This window comes from Methylobacterium sp. J-092 (assembly GCF_022829325.1).
GTDB lineage: Bacteria > Pseudomonadota > Alphaproteobacteria > Rhizobiales > Beijerinckiaceae > Methylobacterium.
The window spans coordinates 25,229-43,002 of sequence record NZ_JAKSXU010000154.1 but is presented as its reverse complement, the minus strand read 5'-3'; the positions used below and the strand labels follow the sequence as shown (position 1 = coordinate 43,002).

Sequence of the window (17,774 nt, the reverse complement as noted above, 5' to 3'; positions counted from 1 at the left end):
CGCGGCGCCCGGCGTTCCCGGCCGGCCGGTGCAGCCGCCCGGCGCACGCCCGGGCGAAGGCGGCCCGCAGGATCGCGCCACCCCGCCCGGCACGCCGCCCGCGACGGTGCCGGGCGCGCCGCCGGCGCAGCCCGGGGCGGTGGCGCCGAACGCGCGCCCCGGCGTTCCGGGCCGTCCGGTCCAGCGTCCCGATGCCGTCGAGCCCCCCGGCGCCGCCGGCGGGCCGGGCCGCCCCGGCGGCCCGAATGGCAATCGCAATGCCACCCCACCCAATGCCGCCCCGCCCAATGCCGCCCCGAACGCCGGCCCCGGTGTGCCCGGACGGCCGGTCCCGCCGCAGGGCGCCGGCCCGTTCGGCCCGGGCCAGGGCAATCCCGGCCAGCCGGGACTGCGCGGCTCCGACACGCAGCCGGGCTACGATCCGCGCGGCGTGCCGACGGGCCGCGTCGGCGACCGCGACCGCGACGGCTTCAACCGTCCCGGCCGTCCCGGCTACATCCCCGGCGGCTTCAGCACCGACGACGAGGACGTGCGCGACTACGACCGCGTGCGTCGCGACCGCCGCGAGTTCAACGAGGACGGGCGGACCTACATCCGCGAGCCCGGCCGCATCATCGTGCGCGATCAGAACAACTACTTCATCCGCCACGACGAGAACGAGCGCTTCCGCGATATCGGCGGCGGCGGCTACCGCAGCGAGCGGCGCGGGCCGGACACCTACACCTATCTCGACCGTCCCGGCGGCGAGCAGATCGTAACGGTGGTGGACGACGACGGCCGGATGCTGCGCCGCTACCGCCGCTTCCGCGACGGCCGCGAGGTCGTGCTGATCGACAACAGCTACGGCGGCGCCCCGCGCCCGATCTACGAGGACGTGGTCGACCTGCCGCCGCCCGACATCCGCATCCCGCGCGAGCGCTACGTGGTGGATTACGGCGCGGCCGACGAGCGCGCGGTCTACGAGGCCCTGTCGGCCCCGCCGGTGGTGGCGGTCGACCGGCGCTACACGCTGGATCAGGTCCGCTACAGCCCGCAGCTGCGCGCCCGGATGCGCAGCGTCGACATCGACACGATCACCTTCGACACCGCCTCGTTCACGGTCACGCCCGACCAGGCCGCCCGGCTCTCGACGATCGCGGCGGCGATCAACCAGGCGATCCGCGCCAACCCGCAGGAGGTGTTCCTGATCGAGGGCTACACCGACGCGGTCGGCGCCGACGTCGACAACCTGTCGCTGTCGGATCGGCGGGCGCAGTCGGTCGCGACGGTGCTGACCCAGAACTTCCAGGTGCCGCCCGAGAACCTGACCACGCAGGGCTACGGCGAGCAGTACCTGAAGGTGAACACGCAGAACGCCTCGCGCGAGAACCGCCGGGTCACGGTCCGCCGCATCACCCCGCTGCTGCAGCAGAGCGGGGCGCCCCCGGCGGCTCCCCCGCCGCGATAGGATGGGTGTGATGCCGGCCCGCCCCGGGCCGGCATCCGTCGACAGGCCGGATCAGAACCAGCAGGTGAGGTTGCCCTTTACCGCGTGGTCCTGCGCCCGCGCGCCGGTCTGGCCGGTATAGGCCGCGCCGAAGGTCACGCCGGAAGCCAGGCGCAGGTCGAGGCCGACCTCCGCCACCACCGCGTCCCGATCGATCGGGACGCCCGCCGAGAGGAAGCTCGGGCCCGCACCGAAGGCGAGCAGCGCTTTCGGCACCACGTCGCCGTACGCCCGGCGGTAGCCGAGGAGCGCGTGCGCCGAGAGCGGCAGGCCGAGGCCGAGGTCGAACGCCGCCTGCCCGCGCAGGCCCGCCGTCAGGGCACCGAGGTCGTAGTCGCGGGCGGACCCGGTCAGGGCGGCGACGCCGCCGGTCTCCGCGAAGCGGTCGCGGTGGATGCCGACATAGGCGCCACCGACGAAGGGCTCGACGTAGGTCGGGGCCGATCGCACCGGCACGCCCAGTTCCGCGTCCACCGGCACGGCCGGCGCGGGCGCTCCGACGAGGAACCGGTAGCCGATCTCGCCGAAGCCCTGCACCGTGCTGCCGCCGTAGCGGCCGGACGGCGTGTCGGACACGCCCGGAACGACGACGGTGCGGCGGGTGCGCAGGGATTCGTCGGCGTAGACCGCGCCGAGCCGCACCGAGACCGGGCCGAGCTCGTAGCCGCCGTAGACGCCGCCGAAGCCGCCGGTGACGCCGGCCGATTCGCGGCGGCCGGCGGTGTCGAGGGCGCTCTCGGCGTAGCCGCCGACGAGCCCGAGCCTGAACCCGCTCGGCAGGCGCAGGTCGAGGCCGGCGGCGAAGCCCGCCAGCGTCCGGTCGAGGCCGAAGGCGTTGCCGCCGCCGGCGCCGCCGAAGGCGCCGAAGCCCTGGCCCCAGACGCCGACCACGGTCGGGTCGAGGATCCGCATCGGCACGGAGGCGACCGGCGGCCGGCTTTCCGGCAGGTCGGCGGAATAGCGCGCCGGCAGGTCGCCGAAGCTCGGCCCGTCCGCCGAACCGGGGGTGACGCCCCAGCGCAGCCGGTCGAGGATCGCCTCGCGGACGAAGAACGCGGTTTGGTAGGACCCGGACACCGCCGAGGCGTGGACGTCGCCGGCAAGCGCCCGGAACGCCCCCTGCGCCTCCGGCGTCGTCAGCCCGACGGTCGCGGCGTAGGCGCCGGCGCCCGGGCCGCCCGCCTGGATCGCGTCGGCGACCGCCGCCGCGTTGCGGGTCGTGGCGATGGCGGAGAACGCCACGTCGTTGCGGGTCAGGGTCAGATCGACCGCGGTCGGCTCGTAGCGGAGCGTCGGCGTCAGGAAGGCGAAGTTCGACGTAGCGCCGGAAAACCGCCCCGACACGCCCCCGGCCGCGTCGAGGATCGCGTAGCGGGTGCGCGGGCCGTAGGTGCCGGCTTGGGCCAGCACCTGCACCGTTCCGCCCGCGAGCGTGACGGTGCCGGCCACCGCGAGGCGGTCGGACCGGCCGGCGGCGTCGGCCTCGACCTGATAGGCCGAGCCCGCCGCGAAGGCGGCGCTGCCCGCGACCGTCAGGGTGCCGATCGAATGGCCGGGCGCCACCGTGCCGCCCGGCAGCACGGCGAGGCCCCCCACCGTGCCCGAGCCGTCGAGCCGGCCGCCCGCGACGGTGACCGTCGAGACGAGCGAGCCGTCCACGGTCAGGGTGCCGCCGTTGACGAGGGTCGGGCCGGCATAGGTGTCGTTGCCGGACAGCCGCAGGGCGCCGCTGCCGTTCTTGATCAGGCCGCCGGGGCCGGAGATGTCGTTGTTCCAGCTGTCGCTCGTGCCGTAGCCGCCCTGCGACGCGTCCATGGTTACGGAGACGGTGCTGGCGAAGGCGCCGTAGCCGTCGTTGGCAGCGTAGAGGTTGATCCGTCCCCAGCCGCCGTAGGTGTTCCCGTCGAGAAGCGGGTAGCCGGACGGCAGGCCGGTGCTGGCCAGCACGTCCGTCCGCTGGGCGTCGGTCAGGTAGGGGAAGCGGGTGAGGAGCAGGACCTGCGCCTGGACCGGGACCTCCGCGGCGGTCATCATGGCCTGCGGGCCCGTCGGCTGGAAGCCGTAGGTCATCCGCGCGCGGTAGTTCGCCCTGTTCTGCGCGGCGTCGCCGAAGGGGTCGGCGGCGCTCGACGCAGCCGCCACGCAGGCGCCCACGCTCGCGGCCCCGCAGGAGGCCGCGAGGTAGGATTGGGTCTGCTGGTAGGCTTCGTAGACCGCGTAGGCCGCGGCGTTGGCGGGGTTGGTCCAATCGAGCCGGTTGCCGCTCGCGTCGTAGAGCGCGGCGTAGATGTTCGTGGCGGCGATCGCGGTGGCCTCCATGCGGCCGCCCATCACGTCGAGGGGCGAGTGCATGCCGGCGAGGATGCGGTCGTTGCCGAGGTCGGCGGCGCGGGCGAGCAGTTCCTGGAACTGCTGCGGCACCAGGAAGCCGACGCCGAGCGCCTGGAGCGTGCCGGAATTGGTATGGCCGCTCGGAAAGGCGCCGTCCGCGTAGGGGTTGGTGCCGTTGATGATCGGCTGGAGCAGGGTGGGCACGCTGACGGAGGTCGAGACGCGGTAGGACCGCGGCGCGGTGCCGACGCCCGGCACGTAGTCGCCGACGCCGAAGGTGGCCGGGGTGAAGGTGCCCGGTGCATCGAAACTGCCGACGTTCGGCGCGGTGAGCGGTCTTCCGCCGTTGGCGTCGATCATCGCCCGGGTCACGGTGAAGCCGCGGACCCAGGCCGCCGTGGTGCCGTAGACGACGGGGACGGGGAAGCTCGACAGGTAGGCCGGGACGACGAGGCTCGCGGTGTCGGATGCCCTCAGCGCGGTCCGGTTCGTGATCGCGTTGTAGTTGCCGTAGCGGGGGTCCAGCAGGTCGACGGCCGGCGTCGCGCCCTGGTAGCGCTCGAAGATCCGCTTGGCCGGCTCGGTCGAGCCGTTCGCCCGGACCACGTTGTTGATGAAGCTCACCGCCGCGGCGAGCGGCGTCGCGGTTCCGTTGCCGAAGGTGGTCGTCCCCGCGCTGGCACCGGTGCCCAGGCCGATGTCGGCCGCGTATTCGGACAGCGTCGGCGCGGCGTAGGTGGTGGGCGTTAGACGCGTGGGCGTCGTCCCGCCGAACGAGGCGCCGGCGCCCGTGAGATACAGGCCGGTCAGCGGCCCGAGGCCGTTGAGCACGCTGTAGGGCTGCGCGGTCCGGTCGTCGCGCACCGCCGCAAGCGTCTGGTCGGCGGTGCGCGCCTGCGTCATCGTCGCGACGGTCTGATAGTTCTGCGTCAGCACCGCGGGGTCGCCCGTCAGGAGCCGCCCGTAGCTGTCGAACAGGCGGTCGAGGACGGTGCCCGGGCTCACGGACGTGCTGTTGGGAAAGCCCGGCGCCGGCCCTGCCGGAAGCGCCTGCGCGTCCGCACGGGCCGGCAGGAGGACGGTCGCGCCGAGGAGGGCGGCCTTGAGCGGAACGCGCATGGAGGGTCCATTCAAGCGGCGGGGGTCGAAACGGACGACCGGGCGATCGCGCCCCCTGCGCCGCTGGCCCAGTAGAACGCGCGTTCCAGTTGTATCGATGACGTATTCTGCACCCGAGCCGTCAGGTTTCGCCGGGTGATGCGGATGCGGGTGCCGGTGCGAGCGCCCGTTTCGTCGCTCTGGGCTTGCGGCCACGCTTATCGAGCGGCCGTGTACGTCTTGTGACGGCCCTTCCATCCGGCCGCGAATACCCGGCCTTCGGGTTCGCCGCGGGCGATCGTCTTGGCCGATACGCTGGTCGCGCGGCCGGCGCCGGTGCCGCCGCGGCGGGCTCCGGGATCCGTGCGTCGGCCGGGCGGCCGTGGAAAGCATCGGAATCGAACCGCCCTGTGCCTCCGGCTGTTGACGCCGGCCCGGGACGCGGCCCAACACCGACGCCGCCACCGGAGCCGGAACCAGGAACGCATGAGCGACGGCGTCGAGCTGATCCGATCGGGCACGCCGGTCTTCCGCCGCACGGCGCTGGCGCTGGCGGCGGCCGGGTTCTCCACCTTCGCGGTGCTCTACGGCGTGCAGCCGCTGCTGCCGGTCTATGCCGACGATTTCGGCGTGTCGCCGGCCGAGAGCAGCCTCGCCCTGTCGCTGCCCTGCGGGGTGCTGGCGGTGGCGCTGCTCTTCGTCAGCCCGATCTCCGAGGTGCTCGGCCGCAAGCCGGTGATGCTGACCTCGCTCTTCGCCTCCGCCCTCCTCACGATCGTCGCCGCGCTGGTGCCGAGCTGGCACGGGTTCCTGGTGCTGCGCGCGCTGACCGGCCTCGCCGCGAGCGGGTTGCCGGCGGTGGCGATGGCCTATCTCGGCGAGGAGATGGACGGGCGCTCGATCGGCCTGTCGATGGGCCTGCTCGTCGGCGGCAACGCGGTCGGCGGGATGTGCGGGCGGCTGATCGCCGGCATCATCGCCGACCACGCCTCGTGGCGGCTCGGGATCGGCACCATCGGCGTGCTGGCGCTGGTCGCGGCCTTCGCGTTCTGGTGGGCGCTGCCGCCCTCGCGCAGCTTCGTCGCCCACCCGATGCGCTGGCGCGAGGTGCCCGGCACCTTCGGCCAGCACTTCCGCGATCCCGGCCTGCCGTGGCTGTTCGCGGAAGCCTTCCTGCTGATGGGCGGCTTCGTATGCGTCTACAACTACATCGGCTTCCGCTTGCTCGACCCGCCGTTCTCGCTGAGCCAGACCGCGATCGGCGCGATCTTCGTCGTCTACCTGTTCGGCACGATGAGCTCGACGCTCACCGGCGAGGTCGCGAGCCGGCTCGGGCGGCGCAAGGTGCTGTGGCTGGCGATCACCGTGGCGATCGCCGGCATCCTGATGACCCTGTCGCAGAGCCTGTGGCTCGTCGTGCTCGGCATCGTCGTCGTCACCATCGGCTTCTTCGGCGCCCATTCGGTGGCGAGCAGCTGGATCGGCCGCCGCGCCCTGCGCGATCGCGCCCAGGCCTCGGCGGTGTACCTGTCGCTGTACTATCTCGGCTCGTCGGTGCTCGGCACGATGGGCGGCTGGTTCTTCGCCCATTCCGGCTGGACCGGCGTGGTGGCGTTCGTCGGCCTGCTCTACGGGCTGGCGCTCGCCGTCGCGCTCCGGCTCTCGCGCCTCGCGCCGCTGGTGCCGGCGCCCTGAGGGAGGATCCCATGAGCGCCCCCACGCGCCGCCACGAGACCCACGTCGCCGACCGGTTCGGCGCGCAGGCCGCGTCCTACGTCGCGAGCGCGGTCCACGCCGCCGGCGCCGACCTCGACCGCATCGCCGAGCGCATGCGAACGGTGCGCCCGGCCCGCGCCCTCGATCTCGGCTGCGGCGGCGGCCACGTCGCCTTCGCGATGGCGCCGCATGCCGGCACGGTCACCGCGCTCGACCTCTCGCCCGACATGCTCGCCGCGGTGGCGGCGGAAGCGGGCCGGCGCGGCTTGCCCAACATCGCGACCGAGGCCGGCTCGGCCGCGGCGCTGCCGTTTCCCGACGCGGCCTTCGACGCGGTCGCGACCCGCTTCAGCGCGCATCACTGGCGCGACGTGCGGGCCGGCCTCGCCGAAGCGCGGCGCGTGGCCAAGCCCGGCGCGCCGGCGCTCGTCGCCGACATCGTCGCCCCGGACGACGCCCTCCTCGACACCCATCTCCAGGCGGTCGAGCTGCTGCGCGATCCCTCGCACGTGCGCGACTATTCGGTGCCCGAGTGGCTGGCGATGCTCGCCGAGGCGGGATTCACCGTCGACAGGATCACCCACGGCCGCCTGCGCATGGACTTCGCCACCTGGATCGCCCGGATGCGCACGCCCGAGCCGCTGGTCACCGCGATCCGCGCCCTCCAGGCCACCGCCCCCGACGAGGTCGCCCACCATTTCGGCCTCGCGCCGGACGGAAACTTCTGGCTCGACACGGTGCTGATCGAGGCGGTGGCGGCCTAGGTGCGTCGTAGGCGCCGGGATGGGCCAACCCGTCATTCCGGGGCGCCGCGGGCGAGCCCGGAATCCAGAACCGCCGTGCGCGCGAACCGAGGCACCACTTGCGGCTCTGGTTTCCGGGCTCCGCTTCGCAGCCCCGGAATGAGCGCGCCCGATGTCATGACCATCGCGGTGCCCGACCAGCGCGCCCCTCCCTCCCCTCTTTTGCGGGGAAGGGAAAAGCGGCCGCGCCTCACCCCCAAAGGTCCCGCTCCGGCGGGTGGATCGTGCTGCCCTCGAACAGCAGGCCCGGCGTGCGGTCGCGGGCGAGGAGCAGCGGGCCGTCGAGGTCGATCGTGTCGGCGTGGTGGGCGAGCAGCATCGCCGGGGCCATGGCGAGCGAGGTGCCGACCATGCAGCCGATCATCAGCGAGAGGCCGCGGGCGCGGGCCTCGTGGGCGAGCATGATCGCCTCGGTGAGGCCGCCGGTCTTGTCGAGCTTGATGTTGATCGCGTCGTAGCGGCCGGCCAGATGATCGAGCCCGGCGCGGTCGTGCAGGCTCTCGTCGGCGCAGATCGGGATCGGGCGCTCGATCCGGCTCAGAAGCCCGTCGTCGTCGGCCGGCAGCGGCTGCTCGATCAGCGTCACGCCGGCGGCGAGGCAGGCCGCGAGGTTGGCCTCGAGCGTCTCCGGCCCCCACGCCTCGTTGGCGTCGACGATGAGCCGGCTGTCGGGCGCGCCGCGGCGCACCGCGGCGATGCGCGCGGGGTCGCCCGCGCCACCGAGCTTCACCTTGAGCAGCGGGCGGGCCGACGCGTCGCGCGCGGCCGCCTCCATGCTCTCGGGTGTGCCGAGGCTCAGGGTGTAGGCGGTGGTGGCCGGCGACGGCGCCGCGAGCCCGGCGATCTCCCAGGCCGGGCGGCCGGACGCCTTGGCCTCGAAATCGAACAGCGCGCAGTCGAGCGCGTTGCGCGCCGCACCGGGCTTCATCCGCTCCAGCAGCTCGGCGCGGCCGAGGCCGGCGGCGATCGCGTCGCCTTGCGCCTCGATCGCCGCGGCCACGCTCTCGACGCTCTCGCCGTAGCGCGGATAGGGCACGCACTCGCCCCAGCCGGCGACCGCCCGCTCGGCGTCGGCGATCTGCGCGGTGACGACCACGGCTTCCGTGCGGCTGCCGCGGCTGATCGTGAAGGCGCCGGCGATCGGGAAGCGCTCGACGGCGACCGCGAGCCGCCTCACGGCGCGGTCTCCGGGAACTCGGCGATCAGCCGGTCGACGAGGCCCTCGACGCCGAAGCGCACCGGGTCGGTGGCGGGCAGGCCGTATTCCGCGCCGAGCTTCTCGAGCAGCGCGCGGGCGGGATCCTCCTCGAGGGCCTGGGTGTTCACGGCGATGCCGGTGGGCCTGATGCCGGGGTTGGTCAGGCTGCCGAGCTGGATCGTCAGGTCGATCACCTGGCGGATCGAGGGCAGCGGGTGCTGGACACCGCGCATCGTCGTGCGGCTCGGCTCGTGGCAGACCACGAAGGCGTCCGCCTGCGCCCCGTGCAGCAGCCCGAGGCTGACGCCGGCAAACGACGGGTGGTAGAGCGAGCCCTGGCCCTCGATCAGGTCCCAGTGCTTCGGGTCGGCCGCGGGCGCGATCCACTCCACCGCGCCGGAGATGAAGTCGGCCACCACCGCGTCGATCGCGACGCCCCGGCCGGAGATGAACACCCCGGTCTGGCCGGTGGCGCGGAAATCCGCGTCCATGCCGCGCGCGCGCATCCCCTTCTCCAGCGCCAGCACCGTGTACTTCTTTCCGACCGAGCAATCGGTCCCGACCGCGAGCAGGCGGCGGCCCGGGCGCTTGGTGCCCTTGCCGGTGGCGAAGGTCTCGTCGGTGTGGCGCACGTCGTGCAGCGCCCGGCCGCGGCGCGCCGCCGCCTCGGCGATGGCCGGCACCGCGCCGAGGCGCGCGTGCAGGCCGCTCGCGATGTCGAACCCGGCCTCCAGCGCGGCGACGATCTCGGCGACCCAGTGCTCCGGCAGAACGCCGCCGGCATTGGCGACGCCGATCACCATCGTGCGGCAGCCCTTGGCCAGCGCCTCGTCGAGGGTCAGGTCGGGGATGCCGAGGTCGGCCGCGCAGCCCGGCAGGCGGATCTGGCCGATGCACCAGTCCGGGCGCCAGTCGACGATGCCGTAGGCGGTCTTGGCGGCGAGCCGGTCCGGCACGTCGCCGAGGAACATCAGATAGGGCGTCTCGATCTGCATCGGCCGTCATCCCTTGTCGCGCGCCGTGTCGCGCGCGTCGTCGCGGTCTCGTCCCTATCGCGGGATCGCGTCCGCGGGGCAATGCACGATCACGGCCAGACCGCGCTTCGCCGACGCTTCGCCCTTGCGGCCCGCCCGGTTGTGCGGTGTGGTCCCCGCCGAAACCGATGAAGGGCCATGTGGCATGATCAGGATGTACGGCAACTGGCGCTCGGCCGCCGCCTTCCGGGTGCGGATCGCGCTGAAGCTGAAGGGGATCGCCTACGAGGAGACCTTCATCGACCTCGATGCCGGCGACCAGCACGCGCCGGAATTCCGCGCGATCAACCCGCAGGGCGCAGTGCCCGCCCTGTTCGACGGCGACGGGCCGCCGCTGACCCAGTCGCTCGCGATCCTCGACTACCTGGAGGAGACCAAGGGCGGCGTGAAGCTGCTGCCGGCCGATCCGCGGGAGCGGGCGCGCGCCCGCTCGCTGGCGCAGCTCGTGGCCTGCGACACCCACCCGCTCTACGTGCCGCGGGTGCGCACCTACCTGATGGAGGCCTACGATCTCCCCAGGGAGCGCATGATGGGCTTCGTCCGCCACGCCTTCGAGAGCGGCCTGAAGACGCTGGAGACCCGGCTCTCCACGGAGCCCGGCACCGGCCGGTTCAGCCAGGGCGACGCGGTGAGCCACGCCGACCTCTGCCTCGTCAGCCTGTGGGTCGGCACGGGCATCTTCGGGGTGGAGACCGCGCCCTACCCCACCGTGGCGCGCATCGCCGAGGCGTGCCTGGCGCTGCCGGCCTTCGCCGAGGCGCATCCCAAGCGCCAGCCCGGCGCGCCGGCCGCGTGAGGCCGCCGCTCGCGGCCGATGCTTGAGCGATAGGCTTGAGGCATGGCCAAAAAATTTTGACGGCGCCCGCCGGATTACGGCCATCCCGGTATGGTCTAGAACCGTTCCGAGATGGCCCCGCCCGGAACGGCGGCACGGGTGGTGCCTGTGCACGGGGGCACCACCGGCGATGAGGCGGCGACGGCCGCACCGAGGAGCAACGAGACAGGCATGGTACCGGGCGAGAACGAACAGGGCCTGCACCGCATCGTCGTGGTCGGCGGCGGCGCGGCGGGCCTTCAGCTGGCGACCAAGCTCGGGGACAAGCTCGGGCGCGGCAAGGACGTCCACGTCACCCTGGTCGACCGGGCGCGCACCCACATCTGGAAGCCGCTGCTGCACGAGGTCGCCGCCGGCAGCCTCGACGTCGGCCACCACGCGGTCGATTACCTCCACCATGCCCACCAGCACCATTTCCGCTACCGCATCGGCGAGATGACCGGGCTCGACCGGACGGCGCGCACGATCCAGCTCGCCGCCAGCCACGATGCGGAAGGCCGCGAGATCACGCCGGTGCGCTCGGTCGGCTACGACACCCTGGTGATGGCGGTGGGCTCCACCACCAACGATTTCGGCACGCCCGGGGTGAAGGAGCACGCCATCGCGCTCGACACCCAGGACCAGGCGGTGCGCTTCCACCAGCGGCTGGTGAACGCGATGCTGCGCGCCCACACCCAGGTCGGCCCGGTGCGGCCGGGGCAGCTCCACGTCACGGTGATCGGCGCCGGCGCGACCGGCACCGAGCTCGCGGCCGAGCTGCACCGCACCGTCCGCGACGTGGTCTCCACCGGCATGGACCGGATCGATCCGGCCAAGGACCTGAAGATCACCCTGGTCGAGGCGGCCGACCGCATCCTGCCGGCGGTGCCGCCGCGGCTCTCGTCCGAGGTGATGGCGCTGCTCGCCAAGATCGGCGTCGAGGTCCGCGTCCAGGCGCGGGTCACGGAGGTGCGCGCCGACGGCGTGGCGCTGGCCGACGGCGCGTTCATCCCGTCCGAGCTCGTGGTCTGGGCGGCCGGCGTGAAGGCGCCGCCGTTCCTGCAGGGCCTCGGCGGCCTGGAGACCACCCGCACCAACCAGCTCGTGGTGACGCCGACGCTGCAGACCACCCACGATCCCGACATCTTCGCGGTCGGCGACTGCGCCTACCTCGTCGAGGCCGGCTCCGACCGGCCGGTGCCGCCCCGCGCCCAGGCGGCGCACCAGCAGGCGACCTACCTGATCAAGCAGATCCCCGCCCGCATCGCCGGGCGGCCGCTGAAGCCGTTCAAGTACCGCGACTTCGGCTCGCTCGTCTCGCTCGGCGAATACTCGACGGTCGGCAGCCTGATGGGGTTCATCCGCGGCAAGAACATGTTCATCGCCGGGCTGTTCGCGCGGATGATGTACCGCTCGCTGTACAAGATGCACGAGCAGGCCCTGCACGGCACGGTGAAGACCGCCCTCGACGCCGCCGCCCGCGCGCTCACCCGCCGCACCGAGGCGCGGGTGAAGCTGCACTGATCGCGATCATCGCCGGTCGGCGTGCAGGGCGGCCCGCTCCGCATGGATACCGTATCCCCACCCCCGGGTGTGGTCTGGCGGAGACCCGCCTCAATCCCGTCATCCCGGGGCTGCGCAGCGGAGCCATGGATCCCGAGCCGCCGAGATGGCAGGCTCAAGCGCCGTCGGCGGCTCTGGATTCCGGGTTCGCCTTCGGCGCCCTGGAAAGACGGGGTGGGCGATCCGGGCCGCTCAGGAAACGTGTGAAACCCTCGGCCCTTGCGGAGGGAATAGAAAAGAGGCGTCGCGAGCGCCTCCGTTGCGCTGACAGGCATTCGGTGGTTCCGTGCCGGCGGCGCGCGGCAGACGCGCCGCCAGGGAGTGTTCGACAGCCATGATCCTCGTCAGCGTGATGTATCCGGCCGGTCCCCGGTTCGACATGGACTACTATCTCGGCCACCACATGCCGCTGGTGCGCGAGCGCTGGTCGCCCCTGGGCCTGCACGAGGCCAAGATCGTGCGCGGCGTCGGCACGCCGGACGGCAAGCCGGCCCCGTTCCAGGTGATGGCGCTGCTGACCTTCGAATCGGCCGACGCCTTCACGAAGGCCGCGGCCGAGCACGGCCCCGAGATCTTCGGCGACATCCCCAAGTTCACCGACGCCCAGGCCGCGGTGCAGATCAACGAATTGCCCGAGGCGACCGCGTGATCGACATCGTCCAGGCGGTCCAGGCCGCCGACCCCGGCCTCGGCACCCGCGTGATCGTGCTGCGCCCGGATTCGCGGGCGCTCGCCACCGCCGAGGCGCTGGTGCCCGAGGCCGAGGCCTGGATCGCCGAGAACGCGCCCGGCGCCCGCCTCGTGCGCAAGACCATCCTGCTCGCCCCCTATCCCGGCGCCATGCCGGCCGAGCGCGAGGTCACCGTGATGGCGTTCGCGAAGGCGCAGCACCTCGCCGCCTTCGCCACCGCCTGGACGGCCGACCCGGAGCCCGAGGACGACGCGACCGCGCCGGAGGCGTAGGGGCCCGTCGCCGGTCCCCCCCACCTGTGAGGGGGAGGGAAACGGGCGTCAGGCCGCCTTGAGCTTGTGGATCGTGCCCAGCACCTCGGCCCGCTGGATCCCGAGCCGGTGGATGAGCGGGCGCAGGTCGCCGTCGCCGTGGGCGGCGGCCTCGATCTCGCGGCACAGGCGCGACAGCCGGGTGAAGCCCAGCATGCCGGCGGCCGAGACCAGCGCGTGCGCGTCGTGGGCGACCTGGACCCGGTCGTCCTCGTCGGTGCGGAAGCGGTCGCGCAGCTCGCTGCCCATCAGGTCGAGCAGCGTCGCCACGCGCTCCGGCCCGAAGCCGTCCTTGAGGGCGTCGAACACCGCCGGATCGAGCACCGCGTTCGCGCCGTCCGGCGCCGGGATCGGGGCGGCCGGGCGGGCCTCGCGCTGCGGCCCGGTCCAACGCGCGATGGTGGCGTAGAGGTCGGCGCGCCGGAACGGCTTGCCGACATGGTCGTCCATCCCGGCCGCGCGCAGGTCCTCGATCTGCTTCGGAAGCACGTTGGCGGTCATCGCCACGATCGGGATCTCGCGGGCCGGCGACGCCAGCGCGCGGATGTGGCGCGTCGCGGTCAGGCCGTCCATCACCGGCATCTGCACGTCCATCAGCACGAGGTCGTAGCCCCGGCCCTGCTTCACCGCCGCCTCGACCGCGACGATCGCCTCGGCGCCGTCCTCGACCACGTCCACCACGTAGCCCTGCGCCTCGAGCACCGCGCAGGCGAGCTCCTGGTTGAGCGGCACGTCCTCGGCGAGAAGCAGCCGCACGGCGCGTCCGGCGGGGTCCGTGGCCGGAGCCGCGGACGTTGCCGCCGCGACGCCGGTCTCCTCGCCCGGCGGCAGCGTGAGGGTGAACCAGAAGGTCGAGCCGACGCCCTCGCGGCTGCTAACGCCGATCTCGCCGCCCATCAACGAGAGCAGGTGGCGGCAGATCACCAGGCCGAGGCCGGTGCCGCCGAAGCGCCGGCTGATCGAGCCGTCGACCTGGCTGAAGCGCTTGAACAGCCGGTCCTGCTGCGCCGAATTGATCCCGATGCCGGTGTCGGTGACCTCGAAGCGCAGGTCGTGGCCGCGCGCCCCCGAGCGCTCGCGCCGGACCACGAGGGTCACCGAGCCGACGGGGGTGAACTTCACCGCGTTGTTCAGCAGGTTCAGCAGCACCTGGCGCAGCCGGCTTGCGTCGCCGAGGACGAAGGCGGGCAGATCCAGGTCGATCCGGGTCTCGATCCGCAGGTTGCTCTTCAGCGCGCCGCCGCGGACGATCGAGACGGTGTTGTCGATCACCGAGACCAGCGGGAACGAGACCGGGTCGAGGGTCAGCTGCCCGGCCTCGATCTTCGAGAAGTCGAGGATGTCGTTGACGACGGTGAGCAGCGCGGCGCCCGAGCCCTGGATCAGCTCGAGCCGGTGACGGTCCTCCGCCCGCAGGTGGGTCTCGTCGAGCAGCATGTCGGCGTAGCCGAGGATGCCGTTCAGGGGCGTGCGGATCTCGTGGCTCATCGCCGCGAGGAAGTCGCTCTTGGCCTCGCTCGCGCGCTCGGCCTCGGCACGCGCGGCCTGGGCCTCGGCGGTGATCGAGCGCAAGGCCACCTCCGCCGACTTGCGCTCGGTGATGTCGATGTGGAGGCCGACCATCCGGTACGGGCGGTCGTCGGCCCCGAACAGCGGCCGGCCGCGGGCGTAGACCCAGCGCTCGCCGACCCGGAACTCGGCGGCGTAGGTGGTGCGGGTGTCGATCGCGTGCCGGATCGCGTCCCAGACCTCGCCGACCTGCTCGGGATCGACCAGGGCCGTCCACGCGGCGGTGGTGATGCCGCGCGGCTCGCCGTCCTCGGGCAGCCCGTAGATGCGCAGGCTCTCGGGCGAGAGCAGGCTCACCCCGGTCTGCATGTCCCAATCCCAGGTCCCGGCCTCGGCCGCCTCCAGGGCGATCCGCAGCAGGCCGCGGGCGTCGTGCTCCGCCATCCGGGCGGTGACGATCTCGTCGATGTCGAGCGCCGTGCCGAGCCACTCGATGACGGTGCCGTCGGCCATCAGGTAAACCGGCGTCATCGTCAGCTTGTGCCAGCGATAGGTGCCGTCGGCGCGGCGCAGGCGCCATTCCCCGGAATAGGCGGTCTCGCCGGCCTGCGCCGCCCGCCACGCCGTCGCCATGGCGGGCGCGTCGTCGGGATGGTTGCAGGCGACCCGCGCGGCGCGGCCGGTGCCGATCGGCCCGTAATACGCGTGGAACTGGGGGTTCGCGTAGGTGATCTCGCCGTCGCCCGGCCGCATCGCCCAGACCAGCAGCGGCAGGGTGTCGGCCAGCCCGCGATAGCGGCTCTCGCTGCGGTGGACGTCGGCCTCGGCCCGCCGGCGCGCGGTGATGTCGATCATCACGCCGAACAGGCCGGTGACCGTGCCCGCGGCGTCGGTCTCGCAGGTGCCGCGCACCACCACGTCGCGCTCGGTGCCGTCCGGCCGCAGGATGCGGGCGTCGAAGGCGAAGTTCTCGGCCCGCGCGATCGCGTCGCCGACGACGGCGATCAGCCGCTCCCGGTCGTCGGCGTGATAGATCTCGGCGAAGGTCGAGAGGTGCGGCGGCGCGGTGGCGGGGTCGAGCCCGGCGATCTCGTAGAGCCCCAACGACCAGATCGGCTGACCCGCCGGCAGCGGGACGCGCCAGTTGCCGATGCTGGCGAGCTGCTCGGCCATGGTCAGCAGGTGGTTGGCGCTGGCCTGCGCCGCGGAGCGCTCGGCGATCTCGGCCGCCTGGCACTCCAGCTGCGCCTCGTGCGCGCTGCGCAGGGCCATCTCGCGCCCGAGCGCCGCGTTCGATTCCGAGAGGCGCAGATGCGCGACGACGATCTCGGCGAGGTCCTGCAGCGCGACGCCGTCCTCGGCCGAGAAGTCGCGCAGCCGCGAGTCGACGAGGCAGAGGGTGCCGACGCGGATCCCGGGGGCGAGGCTCAGGGGCGTGCCGGCATAGAACCGGGTTGCCCCCGCCGTGCCGTCGACGAGCGGGCTGCCGGAGAAGCGCGGGTCGAGCCGCGCGTCCGGGATGACGTGCACCGCGTCCGTCTGGATCGTGTAGGTGCAGAAGCTCTCCTGCCGCGGCAGCTCGCCCGGCACCAGCGCGCACGGCGTCTTCAGCCATTGCCGGTCGGCGTCGATGAACCCGACGAAGGCGGTCTCGACGCCGAACAGGCGGCAGGCCGTGCGGCACACCGCCTCGAAATGATCCTCCGGCGGCGTATCCAGGATCCCGAGCGCCAGCAGCGCCGCGACGCGCTTCGCCTCGCGCGCCGCCTCGTCCGCCGTCGTTTCGTCGTCCCTGGCCTGAAGCGCCTCTGTGCTGCTCACGTTCGCGCGTCCCCCGCCGGCATCTCCCCGAGGCGCCGGCCCATCGCATCATCCCGATTCCGGACCCGACCGGGCCGATCGCCCTCGCGCGGCGCCGAGGCGGGCGCGCGGCGCCCGTCCCGCGCGGCCCAGCGCCGGCGCGCCGCCTCCAGCGCCCATACCATGCCGAGCATCATGTAGACGTGGCGCCACTTCTCGATATCGATCTGCAGCGCCTGAAGGAAGAACATCAGCAGCGCCGGCCAGACGATCTGCGCGTGCGCGCGGAACGGCGAGGGCCGGGCGAGCAGGCGGAAGCCGACGAACCCCGTCGCCGCGACGAGGGCGAGGAAGACCGCGCCGCCGAGCCAGCCGCCGTTGGCGAAGCTGCCGATGTAGGAATTGTGCGGCTCCAGCCCGAAGGTCAGGCGCCAGTGCATCGGCCCGAGGCCGAGCGGGCGCTCGAGCAGCATCTCCATGCCGCGGAGCTGGTTGCCGAAGCGGCCGGTCTCGCCCTCGTCGTAGTCCTGGCTCACCGCGGCGCGGGTGGCGAACATCTTCTGGACGCTGTCGACGGAGAGCAGGGCCGCCATCGCGACGGCGCCGAGCGCCAGGGTCGCGAGGCTGAGGAGCACGATGCGCCGCCGCAGCCGCGCCGACCCGCAGGAGGCGTAGACCGAGCCGACCATCAGCAGCGTGGCGACGACGGTGCCGCCCCACGAGCCGCGCGAGAACGACAGGAAGATCCCGACCAGGATGATCAGCAGGCCCGCGAGCGCGAGCACCGGGCGCCGGGCGGTCGCCGTGATCAGGCCGTGCATCAGGTAGAGCGCGCCGAGCGTCAGGAACGAGCCGAACACGTTCGGATCCTGGAAGGTGCCCGAGGCGCGGTCGTACTTGTAGAACAGGTCCTCGATCCCGAGCCATTGCAGGTAGCCGACGATGCCGAGCGTGGCCGAGAACACGCAGCTCGCCGTGTAGGCCTTGAGCGCCAGCTCCATGCGGGCCTGGGTGTCGTCGGAGAAGAACATCACGAAGAAGACGCCCGTCACCGAGAGGTAGATCAGCTGGATCGTCCAGGTGACCGGGAAGTCCTCGTCGAGAAACGGGATCAGGCCGACGACGATCGCACCGAGATAGAGCAGCAGCAGCAGCACCAGCGGCACCGCCCCACGGTGCAGCCGGATGCCGAGGCAGGCCCAGAGCAGGATCGTCGGGATCGCGATCACGTCGTAGGGCGAGGTCTCGGAGAAGGCGAAGCAGGCGAAGAACACAAACGCCGCGAGGAGCGCGCCGGCGAAGCCGTGGACGACCCGGATCAGCGGGACCCGGCCGACCTGCGGCAGGACGAAGCCCGGAACGGCGGTGCTGGCCATGGCTCACGCAGGCTCCGCGAGCCTGGAACGCGGGCCCGCACGAC

The 17,774-nt window shown here is 73.0% G+C and carries 12 protein-coding genes; 7 read left to right on the top strand and 5 right to left on the bottom strand.

Features of this window, described 5'->3' with window-relative positions; translation table 11 throughout:
- Positions 1-1,447, top strand: a 1,447-nt coding sequence (locus tag MKK60_RS18955) for an OmpA family protein (RefSeq protein ID WP_243988165.1), incomplete at its 5' end; no start/stop codon positions are given.
- A gap of 51 nt (positions 1,448-1,498) precedes the next feature.
- Here the strand turns inward: MKK60_RS18955 and MKK60_RS18950 are convergent.
- Positions 1,499-4,936, bottom strand: a complete 3,438-nt coding sequence (locus tag MKK60_RS18950; protein ID WP_243988164.1) for an autotransporter domain-containing protein — start codon at positions 4,934-4,936, stop codon at positions 1,499-1,501.
- A 465-nt stretch (positions 4,937-5,401) separates the two neighbouring features.
- On the opposite strand from MKK60_RS18950, the gene MKK60_RS18945 reads away from it, so the two are divergent.
- Complete coding sequence (locus tag MKK60_RS18945) at positions 5,402-6,610, top strand: MFS transporter (protein ID WP_243988163.1); 1,209 nt, start codon at positions 5,402-5,404, stop codon at positions 6,608-6,610.
- Between the two features lie 11 nt (positions 6,611-6,621).
- Complete coding sequence (locus MKK60_RS18940) at positions 6,622-7,395, top strand: class I SAM-dependent methyltransferase (protein WP_243988162.1); 774 nt, start codon at positions 6,622-6,624, stop codon at positions 7,393-7,395.
- 229 nt (positions 7,396-7,624) lie between these two features.
- On the opposite strand, the gene dgcA is transcribed toward MKK60_RS18940, so the two are convergent.
- Both dgcA and dgcN read right to left on the bottom strand, forming a co-directional pair.
- Positions 7,625-8,611 carry an N-acetyl-D-Glu racemase DgcA gene (dgcA, locus tag MKK60_RS18935; RefSeq protein ID WP_243988161.1) on the bottom strand — a complete coding sequence of 329 codons (987 nt, stop codon included), beginning with the start codon at positions 8,609-8,611 and terminating at the stop codon, positions 7,625-7,627.
- The gene (gene dgcN, locus MKK60_RS18930; RefSeq protein ID WP_147727657.1) at positions 8,608-9,627 is read right to left on the bottom strand and encodes an N-acetyltransferase DgcN; all 1,020 of its coding nucleotides are present in this window, start codon (positions 9,625-9,627) and stop codon (positions 8,608-8,610) included. Before dgcN ends, dgcA begins: the two co-directional genes overlap by 4 nt.
- A 187-nt stretch (positions 9,628-9,814) precedes the next feature.
- On the opposite strand from dgcN, the gene maiA reads away from it, so the two are divergent.
- The 4 genes from maiA to MKK60_RS18910 all read left to right on the top strand — a co-directional run bounded on the left by maiA (position 9,815) and on the right by MKK60_RS18910 (position 13,006).
- Positions 9,815-10,462 (top strand): maleylacetoacetate isomerase, encoded by a 648-nt coding sequence (maiA, locus tag MKK60_RS18925; RefSeq protein ID WP_147727662.1) that lies wholly within the window; start codon positions 9,815-9,817, stop codon positions 10,460-10,462.
- Between the two features lie 210 nt (positions 10,463-10,672).
- On the top strand, positions 10,673-12,004 hold the full coding sequence (locus tag MKK60_RS18920; RefSeq protein ID WP_147727658.1) for an NAD(P)/FAD-dependent oxidoreductase: 1,332 nt from the start codon (positions 10,673-10,675) through the stop codon (positions 12,002-12,004).
- A 373-nt stretch (positions 12,005-12,377) separates the two neighbouring features.
- Positions 12,378-12,692 (top strand): EthD family reductase, encoded by a 315-nt coding sequence (locus MKK60_RS18915; RefSeq protein ID WP_147727659.1) that lies wholly within the window; start codon positions 12,378-12,380, stop codon positions 12,690-12,692.
- A complete protein-coding gene (locus MKK60_RS18910) occupies positions 12,689-13,006 on the top strand; it encodes a hypothetical protein (protein ID WP_243988160.1) in 318 nt (105 codons plus the stop codon). Before MKK60_RS18915 ends, MKK60_RS18910 begins: the two co-directional genes overlap by 4 nt.
- A gap of 48 nt (positions 13,007-13,054) precedes the next feature.
- On the opposite strand, the gene MKK60_RS18905 is transcribed toward MKK60_RS18910, so the two are convergent.
- Together MKK60_RS18905 and MKK60_RS18900 are read right to left on the bottom strand one after the other, a co-directional pair.
- Positions 13,055-16,375, bottom strand: coding sequence for a PAS domain-containing protein (locus MKK60_RS18905; protein WP_243988159.1), 3,321 nt, complete (start codon positions 16,373-16,375; stop codon positions 13,055-13,057).
- Positions 16,372-17,730 (bottom strand): O-antigen ligase family protein, encoded by a 1,359-nt coding sequence (locus tag MKK60_RS18900; protein ID WP_243988158.1) that lies wholly within the window; start codon positions 17,728-17,730, stop codon positions 16,372-16,374. The genes MKK60_RS18905 and MKK60_RS18900 overlap by 4 nt, the downstream gene beginning before the upstream one ends.
- Between the last annotated feature and the right edge of the window lie 44 nt (positions 17,731-17,774).